Here is a 17,476-nt window from a genome sequence, read left to right on the forward strand (position 1 = left end):
GGGCGGCCGAAGGGGGCCGACGGATGAATCGGACCAGGGCAGAAGAGGACGCGTTCGAGGACGCGCCGGCCCCCTGGGGTGTCGTCGAGTGCGCGATCCCGGGCGGTGTGCTCGCCCTCGTGGTCACCTGGGAGCTGACCTGCCCGCCGGCCACGCTCGACAATCTGATCCCGCGGATCGTGACCTGTGTGGCCTTCCTGCTGGTGGTGGCCTATCTGCTGAACCGGGTGCGGCGCCGGGGGCTCCAGGAGCTGAGCCAGGTACGGGCGGTGGCGCGGGCCGTGCAGGAGGTGCTGCTCAGACCGCTCCCGGCGCGGATCGACGGGCTGGCCTTCCACGCCCGCCAGCTCTCCGCGTCCCGGGGCGCCGATGTGGGCGGCGATCTGTACGAGGCGGTGGCCACCCCGCACGGTGTCCGCGTGGTCATCGGTGATGTGCGCGGGCACGGGCTGCCCGCGATCGGAGCGGTGGCTGCGGTGCTGGGCAGTTTCCGGGAGGCCGCGCACGACGAGCCGGAGCTCGGCGGTGTGCTGCGAAGACTCGACCGGGCGCATCAGCGTCATCTGCGGGAGCTGTGGTGGCAGGAGACCGTCAGGGCGCAGGGCCCGGACGGCGAGGGGCCGGCGGCGGACGGGCCGGCGCTGAAGGGGCTGGAGCGTGACGGTCCCGGGCCGGGCGGCTGGAGAGCCGTGCGGCGAGGGTTCGGTGCCGGAGTCCCCGGAGGCCGGTGGTCCTGCCGGCGGTGGTACGGCTGGGGGATCGGGCGCCGGGGATTCGGGGGCCAGGGATTCGGACGCCGGGCGTTCGGGCGCCTGCGGGCCGGGCGGGGGTTCGCGGGCATCGAGTACGGCGCCGGGGACCCGGACGGCCTGTCGGCGGAGGAGTTCGTCACCGTACTGCTGCTGGAGATCGGGGCCGACGCGCAGGTGCGGGCCCTGAACTGCGGCCATCCCTGGCCGTATCGGCTCGGCCGGAGCGCCGTGCCGCTCGCGACCGCTGAGCCGCTGCCGCCCCTCGGCGCGTTTCCGCTGCCGGCGGAACTTCCGCTCCAGCGGTGCGGGCCGCTGCTGCCGGGGGAGTCGCTGTTCCTGCACACCGACGGCGCGCAGGACGCCCGGGACGCGGCGGGACGGTTCTTCGGTCTGGAGGACGCGCTCGCGGAAGCCGTGGCGGGTGCCCGCGGGGCGCCGCTCTCGCCCGCGGATGTGGTGCGGCGGGTGCATGCCGCACTGCTGCGGCACACGGGCGGGCGGATCACGGACGACATGGCGCTGCTGGTCCTGCGCAACGACCGGCCGGCGGTACGGGTGGCGGACCCGGCGCCGGATACGGGTGCGGACCGCCGGGAGCGGGACGCGGGGGCATCGGGCGACCGGGCGGCCGAGGGTGCCGTGGCGATCGCGGGCCCACCGGCCGGCCACCCGCCGGAGCAGGTCCCGCTGGAGCAACTGCCGTGCGCCTCGGCCCGCTCGGAACAATCTCCGCCCGGACACGTTCCCGTAGAGCAACTCGCATCGGAAACTCTGCCCCCTGAGCCTCGGTCACCCGGTGCTTCCCCTTCCGATGTACCGGCGGACACACATGCGGAGAAGCTCGCGGACTTATATCCGCCCGGGCAACGTCCCTGCCCCCGGCCCGGGATCACTGTGACCGGGGTGGTACGTACGACTTCCTTCCGCCGGTAGGGGCGACATGGCCGGACATCGAAACGACGGCCGGCGCCGCCTGCCCCGCCGCGGAGTGTCGGGCAGGTCAGCAGGGCAGACGGCGCGGTTGCGGGCCACCGCACTGTGCGAGGGGGAGCCGGCGGCCCGGCCGCCTCTTTCCGAGGCGGACTCCAGTCAACCGGTCCCGGGCGCCCGGCGGCAGAGTGCACAAGGTGCGGATGCGGGCATTACGTTCACACCCCGTGCGAATCGCACTACGCTGGCGCCCTCGTCAAGAGGGCCCGGAATCGGACGCGTCACTGGAGGGGCACCGCACATGCAGCCCAACACCCTGCTCGATTCACTGCTCGACGAGGCGGGCATCTCCCACGCCGGACTCGCCGCCCGGGTCAATGAGGCAGGCCGGGCGAGAGGCCTTGCCCTGCGGTACGAACACACCGCCGTGTCCCGGTGGTTGAAGGGCCAGCGGCCCCGCGGCCAGGTGCCCGATCTGATCTGCGGGGTGCTCGGCGATCGGCTGCGCCGGGCGCTCACCCTGGACGACATCGGACTCGGCGTCGCGGGCGAGCCGCACGCGCCGGGGCCCACCCCGCTCTCGGGCTTTGTCGAGCGGGCCACCGCGCTGTGGCGCTGCGACGAGCAGCGCAGGCCGCACATAGTGGACGCCCCCGCCGTCACCGGCACACCGGCGGTGATCCCCGTCTGGGAGTGGGAGAACCCTCCGGAGGATGCCGATGTCTCGCGCAGCGGCCGTACGAAGGTGGGTCCCGCCGATATCGAACTGCTGCGATCGGCCAGGGAGCACTACGAGCTGATGTACCGGAGGGCGGGCGGTGTGGCCACCCGCTCCCGGATCGTCCGCTTCCTCAACGCCGAGGCCGCGCCGCTGCTGCGCGGCGGATACAGCGACGCCCTGGGCCGTCAACTGCACCGCGCCACCGGCGGACTGGTCGCGGTCGCCGGTATCTGCGCGTACGACTCCGACGCCCATGGCCTTGCCCAGCGCTACTTCCACCAGGCGCTGCGGCTGGCCAAGGCCAGTGGTGACCGGGGCCTGGGCGCCTATGTGATCGCGCTGCTGGTCAACCAGTCGCTGCACATGGGCGAGCACCGTCAGGCCGTCGCCTTCGCCGAGGCCGCGCTGCGCGCGGCGGGCCGTCAGATCACCCCGGCGCTGGCCGCCGATCTCTATGCGATGCAGGCCAAGTCGTACGCCCATCTCGGCGACGGCAGCGGCGCGCTGGGGTGCATCAGACGCGCCGAGACGGAGGCGGAGCGGATCAGGCCGGGGCACGAGCCGGAGGAGACGGGCTACGTCCAGCCGGGCCTGGTGAACGTACAGGTGGCGGAGGCGCTGCTCAGCCTGGGGGATCTGGCGGCGGCCCGGGCGCACGCGGCGGCGGCCGTGGACACACCGGCGCACGACAGGGGCCGGGTGCACCGGCTCGCCATGCTCAGCCATATCGAACTGCGGCAGGGCGAGGCGGACAGGGCCGCCGGTACGGCACGCGAAATGGCCGAACGGGCGCGGGGAATGGAGTCCCAGCGGCTGCGGGACCGGCTGCGCGCCGTGCGCGCCCAGTTGGTGGCCAGCGGATCCTCCGACGCGGAGGCGGCGGCCGAACTGATCTCAGGCGCGCTGCGCGTTCCCCTGTGAGCCCCTCTGTGAGCCCCCTCTGAACCACCGTGTGCAAGAACCGCTGCTGCGATATTGCCATCAACTTGTCGGAAGGTGGCAGAAACGTGCAGTGGACGAAACTTAGCGAACAAACTGTGTATGAGAACCCGTGGTTCCAGGTCAATCTCGCGGACGTCAAGCTTCCTGACGGCCGGCACCTCGACCATTTCCTGATCCGGCTCCGGCCGGTCGCCGTGGCGACCGCGGTCAACTCCGCCAACGAGGTGCTGATGCTCTGGCGGCACCGCTTCATCACCGACAGTTGGGGATGGGAGCTGGCCGCGGGTGTCGTCGAGGACGGCGAGTCCATCGAGGCGGCAGCGGCCCGGGAGATGGAGGAGGAGACCGGGTGGCGCCCCGGCCCGCTCCGGCATCTGCTGACGGTCGAGCCGTCCAACGGTCTGACGGACGCCAGGCACCATCTCTACTGGGCGGAGGAGGCCACGTACATCGGTCATCCGCAGGACGACTTCGAGTCCTCGCGCCGTGAGTGGATCCCGCTCAAACTGGTGCCGGACATGATCGCCCGAGGAGAGATCCCGGCCGCCAATATGACGGCCGGGCTGCTGATGCTCCATCACATACGGCTCGGCTGAGGGCCACCGGCCGCCGACCACCGTCGGCCGGCCACGCACACTCCTGATCCGCCCGGCGGATCAGGAGTACGCGTCAGGGTCCGGGATGCGCGTCAGGGTCCGGGGTACGGGCCGGGGTCAGGAGTACGGGTAGAAGCCCGCGCCGGTCTTGCGGCCGAGCCGGCCCGCGTCCACCATCCGCTGGAGCAGCGGCGGCGCGGCGTACAGCGGCTCCTTGAACTCCGCGTACATCGAATCGGCGACCGACGCCACCGTGTCCAGACCGATCAGATCGGACAGCTTGAGCGGGCCCATCGGATGGGCGCAGCCCAGCTCCATCCCGTCGTCGATGTCCTCGCGGCTCGCGATGCCCGACTCGAACATCCGGATCGCGGACAGCAGATACGGGATGAGCAGCGCGTTCACCACGAAGCCCGAGCGGTCCTGGGCACGGATCGCGTGCTTGCCCAGCACCCCCTGGACCAGGGACTCCGCGCGCTTGATCGTCTCCTCGGACGTCGTCAGCGCGGGAATCAGCTCGACCAGCCGCTGCACGGGCGCCGGGTTGAAGAAGTGGATTCCGATGACCTGGTCGGGGCGCGAGGTCGCGACCGCCAGCCTGACCAGCGGGATCGACGAGGTGTTGGAGGCGAGGATCGCGTCCGGGCGGGTCACCACCTGGTCGAGCACCTGGAAGATCTCGGTTTTCACCTTCTCGTTCTCGACCACGGCCTCGATGACCAGATCGCGGTCGGCGAACTCGCCGAGATCGGTGGTGAAGGTGAGCCTGCCGAGCGCCGCGTCGCGCTCCGCCTCGCTGATCTTGCCGCGTTCCGCGGCCTTCGACAGCGAGTTGTGCAGCCGGGTACGGCCGATCTCCAGCGCCTCGCCCGTGGTCTCGGCGACCTTCACGGCCAGGCCGCTCCGAGCGACGACTTCCGCGATGCCTGCGCCCATCTGGCCGCAGCCCACCACTCCGACGCGGGCGATGTCGGTCAGGGTGTCGGTCACATCGTGCCTTTCACTCGTCCGTGTCCGCGCGGGTCCCCCGTCTGGTTCCGGTGCCCGCCTCAGGACAGGACGTTACTCCGCGGCGGAGTGTGGACGACCGGCCGGGGCGGGCATGCTCAGCGGAAACAGCGGCCCGCCCGGTGATCGACGGCGGGCCGCCCGGCTGCGGACCAGAGGACGGGGCGGCGCATGGCACACATCGGCAGACGAGGGCTGGTCGCGGGCGCCGCGGGGGTGGCGGCCGCACTGCTGGCGGCGGGCGATGCCGCCGCGGGGACACCCCGGCACCACGCGCCGCGCCGGGAGTTCCGCGGGATGTGGCTGGCGACGGTCGCCAACCGGGACTGGCCCTCGGCGCCCGGTCTGCCGGCGGCGCGGCAGCAGGCGGAACTGATCGCCCACCTGGACACGGCCGTGGCGCGCGGGCTGAACACGGTCGTGTTCCAGGTCCGGCCGACGGCGGACGCGCTGTGGCCCTCGCCGTACGAGCCCTGGGCGCAGTACCTCACCGGCGTCCAGGGCCGCGATCCCGGCTGGGATCCGCTGGGCACGGCGGTGCGCGAGGCGCACGCACGCGGTCTGGAACTGCACGCCTGGTTCAACCCGTACCGCGTCGCGAACCACACGGATCCGACCCGGCTGACCGCGACCCACCCGGCCCGGGTCCATCCCGAGTGGATCCTCCCGTACGGCGGGAAGCTCTACTACAACCCGGGGCTGCCCGAGGTCAGACGCTTCGTCCAGGACGCCATGCTGGACGCCGTCGAGCGGTACGCCGTCGACGCCGTGCACTGGGACGACTACTTCTATCCGTACCCCGTCGCCGGGCAGGTCTTCGAGGACGACGAGGCGTACGCCCGGTACGGAGCGGGCTTCCCGGACAAGGCGGCGTGGCGGCGGGACAACACGGACCGGCTGGTACGGGAGACCGCGGCCCGCATCAGGAAGATCAACCGGATGAACGGGACCAGGAAGGACGTACGGTTCGGGATCAGCCCCTTCGGGGTGTGGCGCAACGCGGCCACCGATCCGCTGGGCTCCGACACCACCGCCGGCGTGCAGACCTATGACGATCTGCACGCCGACACCCGCAAGTGGGTCAAGGAGGGCTGGATCGACGACATCGTCCCGCAGCTCTACTGGAACATCGGCTTCCCCGCCGCCGACTACGCGAAGCTGCTGCGCTGGTGGGACGGGGTGGTACGGGGGACGGGGGTGGCGCTCCACATCGGCGAGGCCCTCTACAAGGCGGGCGACCCGGCGCAGCCGGCCGCCTGGCAGGACCCGGCCGAGCTGTCCCGCCATCTCACCCTGGCGAAGGGGTTCGCGGAGGTGCGCGGGCACTGCTTCTTCTCGGCGAAGGAGGTCGGCGCGGACCCGATCGGGGCGATGACCCGGGTGGTGGCGGACCACTACGGCGGGGCGGGCGGGCGGAATTGAGCGGATGCCGAGGACACGTCAGGCGCAGGCTCGCTGACCGGCGTACGCCTCAGGTGCCGGCCCGCTGTGTGACCGCGATGCAGACCAGCACCGCCACCGCCGCCACCGGCGCCGCGGGCGTGAGGTGCTCACCGAGCAGCAGCACCGACCAGACCAGGGTCAGCACCGGCTGGGCGAGCTGGAGCTGACTGGCCTTCGGGATCCCGATCGCCGCCATGCCCCGGTACCAGACGTACAGCCCGAAGAAGGTCGAGCCCGCGGCCACCCAGACCAGCCCGGCCACCCCATGGCCCGTCAGCCGCACCGGTTCGAAGGCCAGCGCCACCGCCGCACCGCCCACCGAGAGCGGCAGGCAGCCGATCAGTGCCCAGCCGACCACCTGCCAGCCGGGCATCACCCCGGCCAGCCTGCCGCCCTCCGTATAGCCAGCCGCGCACACCACCAGCGCGCCGAACAGATACAGGTCCGCCGCCGACAGGGCCCCGCCGCTCTGCTGGACCGCGAACGCGATGACCACGGCCGCACCGGCGAGGGCCGCCAGCCAGAAGGTACGGGACGGCCGCCGGCCGGTCCGGACCGCGGCGAACGCCGCCGTGGTCAGCGGCAGCAGCCCGATCACCACGGCCGCGTGCGAGGTGGTGGAGGTCTCCAGCGCCAGGGTCGTCAGCAGCGGAAAGCCCAGCACGACCCCGCCGCAGACCACCGCGAGCCCGCCCCAGTGCCGGCGCTCCGGGACCGGCACCCGCAGCGCCAGCAGAAAGGCGCCCGCGATCAGCGCGGCGAGCACGCTCCGTACGGCCACCAGCGACCAGGGGCCGAAGCTCTCCAGGCCCCACACGGTGGACGGAAAGGTGAGTGAGAAGGCGGTGACGCCCAGTGCGGCGAGCAGCGTGCCGCCGCCGACCGCTATCGGGGTATGTGGAGTAGCGCTATCCTGTGCTGTCATGTACGAGCGTAGCAGTGTGTCGGAACTGGCCGATTCCCTGAGGCAGGAGTTGGACCGCTACTCACCCGGTGGAAAACTGCCGTCCAGCAGAGCACTGGTCGACCGTTACCGGGTCTCCCCGGTGACCGTCTCCCGCGCCCTCGCCCGGCTCGCCGCCGAGGGGCTGGTCGTCACCCGTCCGGGCGCCGGGGCCTTTCGGGCCGCACGGGCCACGGCCCCGCAGCGCGGCGACACCCGCTGGCAGGAGGTCGCCCTCAGCGCCGACGCCGCCGCGGAACTCGTACCGCGGACCGTCGACGCCTCCGGGGTCCTGATCACGCTCGCCGCGCCGCCGCCGGGTGTCATCGAGTTCAACGGCGGCTATCTGCACCACTCCCTCCAGCCGGAACACGCCATGGCCGCCGCCCTCGCCCGCGCGGGCCGGCGGCCCGGCGCCTGGGGACGGCCGCCCGCCGACGGCCTTCCCGAACTGCGCGAATGGTTCGCCCGGGGCATCGGGGACACCGTCACGGCCGCCGAGACGCTGATCACCGCCGGCGGCCAGAGCGCACTGACCACCGCGCTGCGCGCGCTCGCCCCGCCCGGCGCGCCGGTCCTGGTCGAGTCGCCCACGTATCCGGGGATGCTGGCGATCGCCCGCGCCGCCGGGCTGCGGCCGGTGCCGGTGCCGGTCGACCACGACGGCGTACGGCCCGAGCTGCTCGCCGCCGCTTTCCGGGCCACCGGCTCCCGGGTCTTCGTCTGCCAGCCGCTGTTCCAGAACCCCACCGGCGCCGTGCTCTCCCCGGCGCGCCGCCCCGAGGTGCTGCGTATCGCCCGGGAGGCCGGGGCCTTCGTCGTCGAGGACGACTTCGTACGGCGCCTGGCGCACGACGACGCGGGTCCGGTGCCCCGGCCGCTCGCCGCCGACGACCCGGACGGCGTGGTCGTGCATGTCTGCTCGCTGACGAAGGCGTCGTCGCCGAGCCTGCGGGTGGGGGCGCTCGCGGCCCGCGGCCCGGTGCTGGAGCGGCTGCGCGCGATCCATGTCGTCGACACCTTCTTCGTACCGCGCCCGCTCCAGGAAGCCGCGCTGGAGCTGGTGGGCTCCGCCGCCTGGACCCGGCATCTGCGCTCCGTCTCCACGGCGCTGAAGGTCCGCAGGGACACCCTCACCGCCGCGCTCCGCACGGAGCTGCCCGAGCTGGATCTCCCGTACATCCCGGCCGGCGGCTATCACCTCTGGCTCCGGCTTCCCGACGGGACGGACGAGCAGGCCGTGGTCTCCGCCGCGCTGCGCGCCGGGGTCGCGGTCACGCCCGGCCGGCCGTACTTCAGCGCCGAACCGCCCGCCGCCCACCTCCGGTTGAGCTTCGCCGCGGTGGCGGGCCCGGCCGAGATCACCGAGGGGGTACGGAGGCTCCGTACCGCCTGCGACGAGGCACTCGTGCCGCCCGGCTCCAGGGCGCCGGGCGCACCGCCGCGGGGAGCCTCTTGACCTGCTGGGCAATCGGCCCCACGATCACGCCCATGAGTGTTCGGGTCACGCTGGTCGCCGCCGCGCGCAGCTCGGACGTGTTCGACGAGCGCTTCGACGACGACCGGTCCCTCGACCAGGTGGGGTGGTACGAGACACAGCTCGCCGCCCACACCCTGATCCCGCTGGCCGCCGCCGATCTCCGCTACTGCTCGCCGACCCCGCGCAGCCGCGCCACCGGTGACGCGCTGGGGTTCGCGCCGCTCGCGCAGCCCGCCCTCCGCGACTGCGACATGGGCAGGTGGCGCGGGTTCACGCTCTCCGAGGTGATGGCGCGGGAGCCCGCCGCCGTCGACGCGTGGCTTGCCGACCCGCGCGCCGCGCCGCACGGCGGCGAGCCCCTGCTGGCCTTCATCTCCCGGATCGGGGGCTGGCTGGACACCCGCCCGGCGCAGGACATCGCCGCGATCGTCGCGGTCGCGGAACCTGCGGTCGTACGGGCGGCGCTGGTGTACGCGCTGAAGGCGCCGCCCCGGACGTACTGGTACGTGGATGTCCGCCCGCTGTCGACGGTCACCCTGACCGGTACGCCGGGGCACTGGCACCTCCAGGTCGGCGCCGCCGGATGACCCCACCGCCGTGCCGCCCGGCCCGGTCCGGGCAGCACGGCGGTGTCAGCCGTGCGCCAGACCCGCCGCCGGGCCGTGCGGCAGCCGTACGACGACCACCGCGCCCCCGTCCGGAGCGTTGCCGAACGCCAGCGTGGCCCCGACCGCCCGCGCCTGCCCGAGCGCGATCGTCAGCCCCAGGCCGTGTCCGGTGCCCCGCTCGCGCGCGCCCGTACGGAACCGCTGCGGCCCGTCGTCGAGCAGCCCGGGCGGAAAGCCCGGGCCCCGGTCCCGTACGGAAATCGTGGTGACACCGGTCGTGGCGTCCACCCCCACGGTCACCGTCACCGGCGCCCGTCCGTGCCGGTGGGCGTTGCCGACCAGGTTGGCGACGATCCGTTCCAGCCTGCGCGGATCGGTCCAGACACGGACGGCCGCCGGGTCGGCCACCCCAGGGACCAGCACCGCCACCTCGCCGCCGGCTCCGGCCCGTTCCACCGCCTCCTCGATCAGCGCCACCAGACCGCACAGCCGCGGATCGGCGCGCTCGACCCCCGCGTCGAGCCGGGAGATCTCCAGGAGATCCTCCACCAGCGCGCACAGCGCCTTCACCCGGTTCCGCACATAGCGCTCCGCCTCGCCGTCCGGCAGCAGCTCGGCGGCGGTGAGCAGACCCATCAGCGGGGTGCGCAGCTCATGGGCGACATCCGCGGTGAAGCGCTGCTCGTTGCGCAGCCGCGTCTGGAGCGAGGCGGCCATCGAGTCGACGGCACCGGAGATCTCGGAGATCTCGTCGAACGCGCGCGGGCGCGCCGAGATCCGCGCGTCCAGATCACCGGCCGCGATCCGCTGGGCGGTCGCGGCGGCCGATCTGAGCCTGCGGCTCATGTTCCTGGCGACCAGACCCACCAGCGGCAGAACGACGGCGGCCGTCAGCAGACCCGCTCTCAGGACGCTCTTGTTGAACGCGTCCAGGTCGTTGAGCGCCGGGCCCAGCGGGAGCCGTACGGACAGGGTCCGCCCGGCGGCCGGGCGCGCCGCCCACATCGCGGGGCCGTCGCCGCCGGTTTCGCCGTGCCCGTACTGCGTGCCGCGGCGCCCCTGCCGTACGAGGGCGCGCAGCTCACCCGGGACTCCGGGCGCGTCCAGTTCGGCTCCCGTACCGCCGACCGTTCCGGTGCGCGCGTACGCCACGGCCGCACGGTCGAGCGTGAGCATGGCGATGGAGCGCGACTGCTCCAGCTCGAAGGCGCGCGAGGCCCGGTCGACCAGCACGACCAGCACGACGACGGCCACACAGGTCGCCGCCGCCACGAGCCCCATGATGCGCCACTGCAAGGAGCGCAGCGGATACGCGGCGGAGAGCGCTTGCAGCGGGATGAACGCCGGCGGGCGAGGCGTCGGCGGGCCGCCGTCCGGCGCAAGCGGGGCCGACGGATGGCGGGTCGGCGGGCGAGACACCGGCCGGCGCGGTGCTGACGGGCGAGGGGCCATCGTCACCTCCGCAGCTTGTATCCGAAGCCGCGCACGGTGTCGATGCGGTGGGCCCCAATCTTCGCGCGCAGCCGTTTCACATGGAGGTCGACCACCCTGGTGTCACCGTCCCAGGCGTGGTCCCAGACCTGTCTCAGCAGTGTTCTGCGCTCCATCACGACACCGGGTGAGGCGGCGAAGACGAGCAGCAGCCGCAACTCGGTCGGCGTCAGCGCGGTGATCTCGCCGGCCCGGCGCACCTCCATGCCGTCGGTGTCGATGGTCAGGTCCCCGAACCGCAGCACGTCCTGCCCGGTGGGCGGCGGGCCGCTGTCCGGGGCCGGGGCGGCCGGCGCGAAGGCGGCACGGCGCAGCAGTGAGCGGATCCGCGCGACGAGCACCGCGCTCTCGCACGGCTTGACCACATAGTCGTCGGCACCGGCCTCAAGGCCCGAGATGATGTCGAGGTCGTCCCCGCGCGCGGTCACCATCAGGATCGGGACGAGACTCGACTCCCTTATCCGCCGGCACAGTCCGATGCCGTCCAGCTCGGGAAGCATGACATCGAGCACCAGCAGGTCGGGGCGGGTCTCCCGGAAGACTTCGAGGCCGGTGAGGCCGTCGGCGGCGGTGGAGACGGTGAAGCCGTACCGCTGGAGGGCGATACGGACGGTGTTCCGGATCACCTCGTCGTCCTCGACGAACAGGATGTGCGGCTCGGCGGGCTGGTCCGGGCAGACGTCGGGGCAGGTGTCGGGGCGGGCACGGCGGACGGTGGGCATGGCGGCGTCCTCGCTGTCTCGGTACGGGTACGGAGCAGGGGCTGCGTGCGGGCTCGTACGGCCGTGGCGAGAGCCGTGTCCGACGGGGGCCTGTCGTCGACGGCTGTCAGCGCCGCGCCGTTCCAGCGGTAGCGGACGGTACGGGGACCCGCGTCCTCCGCGACGGTCAGCAGCAGGTCCCCTCCGGCCACCGCCAGTCCGGCACCGGGCGCGCCGGGGTGGACGAGGAGGGGCCGTACGCGACCGCCCGCGGCCTGATACACCGCCAGGAAGGTACGGCGGGCCACCGGTTCGTCGACCGCGACGACGAGTTCGGCCCCGCCGTCACCGGTCACGTCCTCGTACACCGGCGGCCGTACGGGACAGCGCGGGCCGGGACAGTCGCGCAGGGCGGCCCGCGACCGCTCGGGCAGCCGGGGGTCGCGGGACAGCAGCGCGGCCACGGACAGGCCGTCGAGTCCGCCGTGCGCGGGGACGCGGATCCCGTCGAGGGGCGGGTAACCCTCGGGTGCGCGCGCCTCCGGGCGTTTCGGCAGGGCATCCGTGTGCACGGACAGATCGGCCGCGGCGCCCGCGTCCCGTACGCCGGTGTCCGGCGCGTATCCGCTCAGCGCTCCGCCCAGCACGGTCGCGGCGGCGACCGTGGCTCCCACGGCCCGGCCGGGACCGCGCCCGTACAGCGACAGACGCCTCAGGGTCGCGGCGCCTCGGCGGAGGAAAACGTAGGGAGAACGCATCATGCGGAGCCTAACGGTGAGGCGACAACGCTCCGTTGGCCTGTATAGCGCGGTACGGGCTAGGGGAAGGTACAGAAATCCGCGCGCCCGTACGCCTGTTGAAGCAAGGCCCGCAGCGCCTGCCCACCGGCGGACCCTGCCCGCCGAGGGACCCTGCTTACCGCGGCAGGGTCCGCCGCGCCCCGGAGGTCACTCCGTACCCAGCGTCTCCAGGATCTGCTCCCCGTACTTCGCCAGCTTGTTCTCGCCCACCCCGCTCACCGTGCCCAGCTCCGCCAGCGTCGCCGGCGCCCGTACCGCGATCTCGCGCAGCGTCGCGTCGTGGAAGACGACATACGCGGGCACCCCCTGCTCCTTCGCCGTGGCGGCCCGCCAGGCGCGCAGCGACTCGAACACCGGCACCGCCTCGTCCGGCAGGTCGACGGGCACGGCGCGCCCCTTCTTCTCCGCGCGCGCGGGCTTGGCCACCGCCGCCTTCTCGGGCTCGCGCCGCAGCATCACGGACCGCCGCCCGCCCAGCACCTCGGCACTGTCCTCGGTGAGGACGAGCGTTCCGTAGTCGCCCTCGACGGCGATCAGCCCCTGTGCCAGCAACTGCCGTGCCACACTGCGCCATTCCGCCTCGCGCAGCTCCGTACCGATGCCGAACACGCTCAGCGCGTCATGGTCGAACTGGATGACCTTGGCCGTCTTCTTCCCCAGCAGGATGTCGGTGATCTGCCCGGCGCCGAACTTCTGATTGCGCTCCCGCTTCAGCCGGACCACGGTCGACAGCAGCTTCTGCGCGGGCACCGTGCCGTCCCAGGACTCGGCGGGAGTCAGACAGGTGTCGCAGTTGCCGCACGGCCCGCTCTTCTCGCCGAAGTACGCGAGGAGCTGTACGCGGCGGCACTCCACGGTCTCGCACAGCGCGAGCATCGCGTCGACATGGGCGCCCAGCCGCCTGCGGTGCGCGTCGTCGCCCTCGGAGGTGTCGATCATCTTGCGCTGCTGGACCACGTCCTGGAGCCCGTACGCGAGCCAGGCCGTGGACGGCAGCCCGTCGCGCCCGGCGCGGCCCGTCTCCTGGTAGTACCCCTCGACGGACTTCGGCAGATCGAGATGGGCGACGAACCGTACGTCCGGCTTGTCGATGCCCATGCCGAACGCGATCGTCGCGACCATCACCATGCCCTCCTCCCGCAGGAAGCGGGCCTGGTTCGCGGCCCTCGTACGGGGATCGAGCCCCGCGTGGTACGGCAGCGCCTCCACGCCGTTCTTCACCAGGAACTCGGCGGTCTTCTCGACCGAGGCCCGGGAGAGGCAGTACACGATCCCCGCGTCGCCCTCGTGCTCGGCACGGAGCAGATGCAGGAGCTGCCGCTTGGGGTCGTTCTTCGGCGCGATGCGGTACTGGATGTTGGGCCGGTCGAAGCTCGCCACGAAGTGCCGCGCGTCCTGGAGCCTGAGCCGGGAGGCGATCTCCGCGTGGGTGGCCTCGGTGGCGGTGGCGGTCAGCGCGATACGGGGCACGTCCGGCCACCGCTCGTGCAGCGCCGACAGGGCCAGATAGTCGGGGCGGAAGTCGTGGCCCCACTGGGCCACGCAGTGCGCCTCGTCGATGGCGAACAGCGAGATCGTGCCGCGCTCCAGCAGCCGTACGGTCGACTCCACGCGCAGCCGCTCCGGCGCCAGATAGAGCAGATCCAGCTCGCCCGCGAGGAACTCGGCCTCCACCAGCCGCCGTTCGTCCAGATCCTGCGTGGAGTTGAGGAATCCGGCCCGGACACCGAGCGCTCTCAGCGCGTCGACCTGGTCCTGCATGAGCGCGATGAGCGGGGATACGACGACTCCGACGCCCTTCCGCACCAGCGCGGGGATCTGGTAGCAGAGCGACTTGCCGCCGCCGGTCGGCATCAGGACAAGGGCGTCGCCCCCGGCCACCACATGATCGATGATCTCCTGCTGGCTCCCGCGGAAGGAGTCGTACCCGAAGACGCGATGCAGCACGCGCAGCGCCTCGCTGCCGGCCTCGGGGCCGGCTCCGGCAGGTGTCTCGGGACGCGGGTCGGTATCGGCAGAGCTCATCCGGCGATTCTATGAGTCTCCTGCGACACCGGTCCGACCGATCCGCGATCCGGGCGGTCATGGCGGCGGCAGAAGCGGCGGCTGGAACAGCGGCTGGTGCGGCGGCATATAGGACATGGTCTGACCTGCACGGGATCTAGCGTCGAAGGTGTCGCCCGGAAGTGGGGCGGCGAGACCGACGAAGCAGGAGAAGCACATGAGTCACGTGACCAGCAATCAGCCGACGGGCACCCCGACCTGGGTCGAACTCGATGTCCCCGTCGCGGAGGCCGAGCGTGCGAAGGAGTTCTACGAGGCGCTGTTCGGCTGGGAGTTCGCCGTGGGATCGCCGCAGGCCGGCCAGTACACGGTGTGTCTGCTGCGCGGCCACGCGGTGGGGGGACTCAGGCCGGTGACCACGGAGACGACGCGTGGGCACTGGCGCGTCTACATCGCCACCGACGACTGCGACAGCACCGCCAAGCGCGTCCTCGACGCGGGCGGCACGCTGATCGAGAGCCCCGCCGAGGTCGGGGACCGGGGGCGGGCGGCCCTGGTGGTGGACCCGGTCGGCGCCGAGTTCGGCCTGTGGCAGGGGCGCGGGCGCACCGGCAGCGAGATCGTGAACGAGCCGGGCAGTCTCGTACGGAACGATCTCACCACCCCGGACCCCGCCACCGCGCGCGCCTTCTACCCGGCGGTCTTCGACTACACCCTGGACGGCGAAGGCGGTCTGCCGGGCACCGACTTCACCTTCCTCCGCCGTCCGGACGGGCATGAGGTCGGCGGCATCATGGGCATGCCGCAGGGGTCGCCCTCGGTCTGGGGGACCTGCTTCGAGGTCGCGGACGCCGATGCCGCGGCGGCGCGGGCGGTCGCGGCGGGAGGCACGGCGGGCACGCCCTCGGACACGGTGTACGTCCGGCTGGCGGAGATCACCGACCCGCTCGGCAACACGTTTGTGGTGGGCGCGCGGCCGGGGGCGGGGGAGGACTGAGGGGGGACCCCCGCCTGGCGCGGGGGCACCCCTTCCGCATCCCTTCTTCGGCACCCCTTCCGCTTGAGGGGGGTGAGGCACCTTCTCCGGTTGACGCGGCTCGGGAGCAACCCGCCGGCTGACGGGCCCGCCGGCTGACGGGCCCCTCCGCCGGTTCGGAGGGGCCGCGACCGTTCACTCCGGCGGGAGCCCCGGCAGGTGCCGCGGGTCCGGGTCCTTCACTCCGGCAGGCGCCTGACCTTGACGGTGTTGTCCGTGCGGTGGCCCGGCCGGCCGTCGGGCGAGGTCTGGCTCCGGTCGTGCTCCTCGCAGATCTGCACCTCCCACTTCCCGTCCGGCAGGTCCAGCGACTCCAGGACCTCTTCCGGTGTCGGGAAGTGCACGTCGGGGTGCGGGTTCTCCTCCCAGGACGGGAAACCGGAGTGTCCGACGATCAGGAGCACGCCGCCGGGCGCGACCGCCGACGCGGCGCTGCGCAGGATCTTCTCCCGGGGCATCTCGCCGTACGAGTGCAGGAACTGGGCGGAGACCAGGTCGTACGTGCCCTCGGGGAAGGACTCGCCGAGATCGTGCCGCTGCCAGTCGATCCGGTCGGCGAGCCCCTCGGCCGCCGCGTGCTCGGCCGCGCGGCCGAGGGCGACTCCGGAGATGTCGGTGCCGGTGACCCGCCACCCCTGCCGCGCGAGCCAGACCGCGTCGGCGCCCTCGCCGGAGCCCAGGTCCAGGGCTCTGCCGGGGACCGTCCCGGTGACCTCGCGGACCAGCACGACATTCGGATTGCCGCTCCAGATCCGGTCGCTCTGGCCGTAACGGTCGTCCCAGAACTCCTCCATCGAGCCGAACTCCTCGACGGAGGGGGTCTCGTGGGAGTGGTCGGTCATCGAGGTGCCTCTTCCGTGAGCGTGGTCATGGTCTGTGCGGTCGTGGTCGGCGTCGTCGTGGTTGGTGAGGTCGCGGTCCGCGTGTTCGTGGTCTGCGAGGCCGCGGTTTGTGAGGTCGCGTTCTGCGTGTTCGTCGTCCGTGGGGGAGGGGGTGCCGCGGCGGGCCGCGACGGCCGCGCGCGTCTCCTCGGCGATCAGATCGGCATTGATCGCCGCGGCGGCGCGGACACCCGCCGCGGCCGAGCCGATGACCGTCTCGGTCAGCTCGGTGACATTGCCCGCCACCCATACGCCCGGTATCTCCGTCGCCCCGGACGGATCGGAGACGATACGGCTGCCGACCACCTGCCCGGCCATCTCCTGCGGGGTCGCGTGGAGACCCAGACCGGTGAGGACATCGGCGCGGGCGGTGAAGCGCGGGGCGACCACCAGGGCCCGGCAGGGGACGACCCGGCCTCCGGCCAGGGTGACACCGGTGAGCCGGTCCCCGGTCACCTCCAGACCCGCCACCTCGCCGTCCACCACACCGACACCGCGCGCGGCGAGCTGCTCGTACTCCTCGTCACCCGGCTCGGGCGCGGTGTGCAGGAACAGGGTGACGTCCTCGCTCCACTGCCGCCACATCAGTGCCTGGTGCACGGCCAGCGGGCCGGTGGCGAGGATGCCGACCGGCTGGTCGCGGACCTCCCAGCCGTGGCAGTACGGGCAGTGCAGCACCTCGCGGCCCCACCGCTCGGCGACCCCCGGTACCGGCGGCAGCTCGTCGACCAGGCCGGTGGTCACCAGCAGCCGGTCCGCCTCGACCGCGGAACCGTCCGCGAGTACGACCCGGAACCCGCCCGCCGCCAGGCGTTCGGCCGCCACTGCGCTGCCCTCGACGACCTCGCCGCCGTACGAGGCCACCTCCTCGCGGCCCACGGCCAGCAGCCGCGAGGGCGGGGTGCCCTCCCGTCCCAGATAGTTGTGGACATGGGCCGCGGGAGCGTTGCGCGGCCGGCCTCCGTCGATCACCAGCACCCGGCGGCGCGCCCGCGCCAGCGTGAGCGCCCCGCTCAGCCCGGCCGCTCCGCCGCCGATGACCACGACGTCATGGCGCCGTGGGGCATCGGACGCCTTATGCGTTGTTTTCGTTCTTTGCTCTGTCATGTGCCGTACCTCCGTCCGCCGGAGATACTCCGC

At 72.8% G+C, this 17,476-nt stretch carries 13 protein-coding genes and 2 pseudogenes; 8 read left to right on the top strand and 7 right to left on the bottom strand.

Going from position 1 to position 17,476, the window contains the following annotated elements:
• Positions 1-164 precede the first annotated feature (164 nt).
• From KQY30_RS29570 to KQY30_RS29585, 4 genes and pseudogenes are all read left to right on the top strand, one after another.
• Positions 165-572 (top strand): annotated as a pseudogene (locus KQY30_RS29570) (PP2C family protein-serine/threonine phosphatase); the annotation flags it as partial.
• Positions 573-857: 285 nt separating this feature from the next.
• Positions 858-1,295: pseudogene (locus tag KQY30_RS36770) on the top strand (PP2C family protein-serine/threonine phosphatase); the annotation flags it as partial.
• A 688-nt stretch (positions 1,296-1,983) separates the two neighbouring features.
• A complete protein-coding gene (locus KQY30_RS29580; RefSeq protein WP_217309547.1) occupies positions 1,984-3,324 on the top strand; it encodes a transcriptional regulator in 1,341 nt (446 codons plus the stop codon).
• A gap of 86 nt (positions 3,325-3,410) precedes the next feature.
• A complete protein-coding gene (locus tag KQY30_RS29585; RefSeq protein ID WP_046504473.1) occupies positions 3,411-3,941 on the top strand; it encodes an NUDIX hydrolase in 531 nt (176 codons plus the stop codon).
• Between the two features lie 117 nt (positions 3,942-4,058).
• On the opposite strand, the gene KQY30_RS29590 is transcribed toward KQY30_RS29585, so the two are convergent.
• Positions 4,059-4,919, bottom strand: a complete 861-nt coding sequence (locus tag KQY30_RS29590) for a 3-hydroxybutyryl-CoA dehydrogenase (RefSeq protein ID WP_217311393.1) — start codon at positions 4,917-4,919, stop codon at positions 4,059-4,061.
• A gap of 201 nt (positions 4,920-5,120) precedes the next feature.
• Here KQY30_RS29590 and KQY30_RS29595 point away from each other — a divergent pair, with 201 nt between their 5' ends.
• Complete coding sequence (locus KQY30_RS29595) at positions 5,121-6,371, top strand: glycoside hydrolase family 10 protein (RefSeq protein WP_217309548.1); 1,251 nt, start codon at positions 5,121-5,123, stop codon at positions 6,369-6,371.
• A 49-nt stretch (positions 6,372-6,420) separates the two neighbouring features.
• Here KQY30_RS29595 and KQY30_RS29600 read toward each other — a convergent pair whose 3' ends face one another.
• Complete coding sequence (locus KQY30_RS29600) at positions 6,421-7,317, bottom strand: DMT family transporter (protein ID WP_217309550.1); 897 nt, start codon at positions 7,315-7,317, stop codon at positions 6,421-6,423.
• Here KQY30_RS29600 and KQY30_RS29605 point away from each other — a divergent pair.
• Both KQY30_RS29605 and KQY30_RS29610 read left to right on the top strand, forming a co-directional pair.
• Positions 7,316-8,794 (top strand): PLP-dependent aminotransferase family protein, encoded by a 1,479-nt coding sequence (locus tag KQY30_RS29605; protein ID WP_217309552.1) that lies wholly within the window; start codon positions 7,316-7,318, stop codon positions 8,792-8,794. The two genes, KQY30_RS29600 and KQY30_RS29605, sit on opposite strands and share 2 nt — an antisense overlap.
• A 32-nt stretch (positions 8,795-8,826) precedes the next feature.
• Positions 8,827-9,402, top strand: a complete 576-nt coding sequence (locus KQY30_RS29610; RefSeq protein ID WP_217309553.1) for a histidine phosphatase family protein — start codon at positions 8,827-8,829, stop codon at positions 9,400-9,402.
• Positions 9,403-9,447: 45 nt separating this feature from the next.
• On the opposite strand, the gene KQY30_RS29615 is transcribed toward KQY30_RS29610, so the two are convergent.
• The 4 genes from KQY30_RS29615 to recQ form a co-directional block, all read right to left on the bottom strand.
• Entirely contained in the window at positions 9,448-10,719 is a 1,272-nt protein-coding gene (locus KQY30_RS29615; RefSeq protein WP_254407368.1) for a HAMP domain-containing sensor histidine kinase, read from the bottom strand.
• Positions 10,720-10,877: 158 nt separating this feature from the next.
• Complete coding sequence (gene cseB, locus KQY30_RS29620) at positions 10,878-11,636, bottom strand: two-component system response regulator CseB (protein WP_217309555.1); 759 nt, start codon at positions 11,634-11,636, stop codon at positions 10,878-10,880.
• Complete coding sequence (locus KQY30_RS29625) at positions 11,537-12,289, bottom strand: hypothetical protein (RefSeq protein WP_217309557.1); 753 nt, start codon at positions 12,287-12,289, stop codon at positions 11,537-11,539. Before KQY30_RS29625 ends, cseB begins: the two co-directional genes overlap by 100 nt.
• A 273-nt stretch (positions 12,290-12,562) precedes the next feature.
• Positions 12,563-14,440, bottom strand: coding sequence for a DNA helicase RecQ (gene recQ, locus KQY30_RS29630; RefSeq protein ID WP_217309559.1), 1,878 nt, complete (start codon positions 14,438-14,440; stop codon positions 12,563-12,565).
• Between the two features lie 196 nt (positions 14,441-14,636).
• On the opposite strand from recQ, the gene KQY30_RS29635 reads away from it, so the two are divergent.
• A complete protein-coding gene (locus tag KQY30_RS29635) occupies positions 14,637-15,416 on the top strand; it encodes a VOC family protein (RefSeq protein WP_217309560.1) in 780 nt (259 codons plus the stop codon).
• A gap of 218 nt (positions 15,417-15,634) precedes the next feature.
• On the opposite strand, the gene KQY30_RS36775 is transcribed toward KQY30_RS29635, so the two are convergent.
• Positions 15,635-17,443: a bifunctional NAD(P)/FAD-dependent oxidoreductase/class I SAM-dependent methyltransferase gene (locus tag KQY30_RS36775; protein WP_254407369.1), complete on the bottom strand. Its 1,809-nt coding sequence runs from the start codon at positions 17,441-17,443 to the stop codon at positions 15,635-15,637.
• Positions 17,444-17,476 lie beyond the last annotated feature (33 nt).

This window comes from Streptomyces sp. GMY02 (assembly GCF_019056675.1).
GTDB classification, from domain to species: Bacteria; Actinomycetota; Actinomycetes; order Streptomycetales; family Streptomycetaceae; genus Streptomyces; species Streptomyces odonnellii.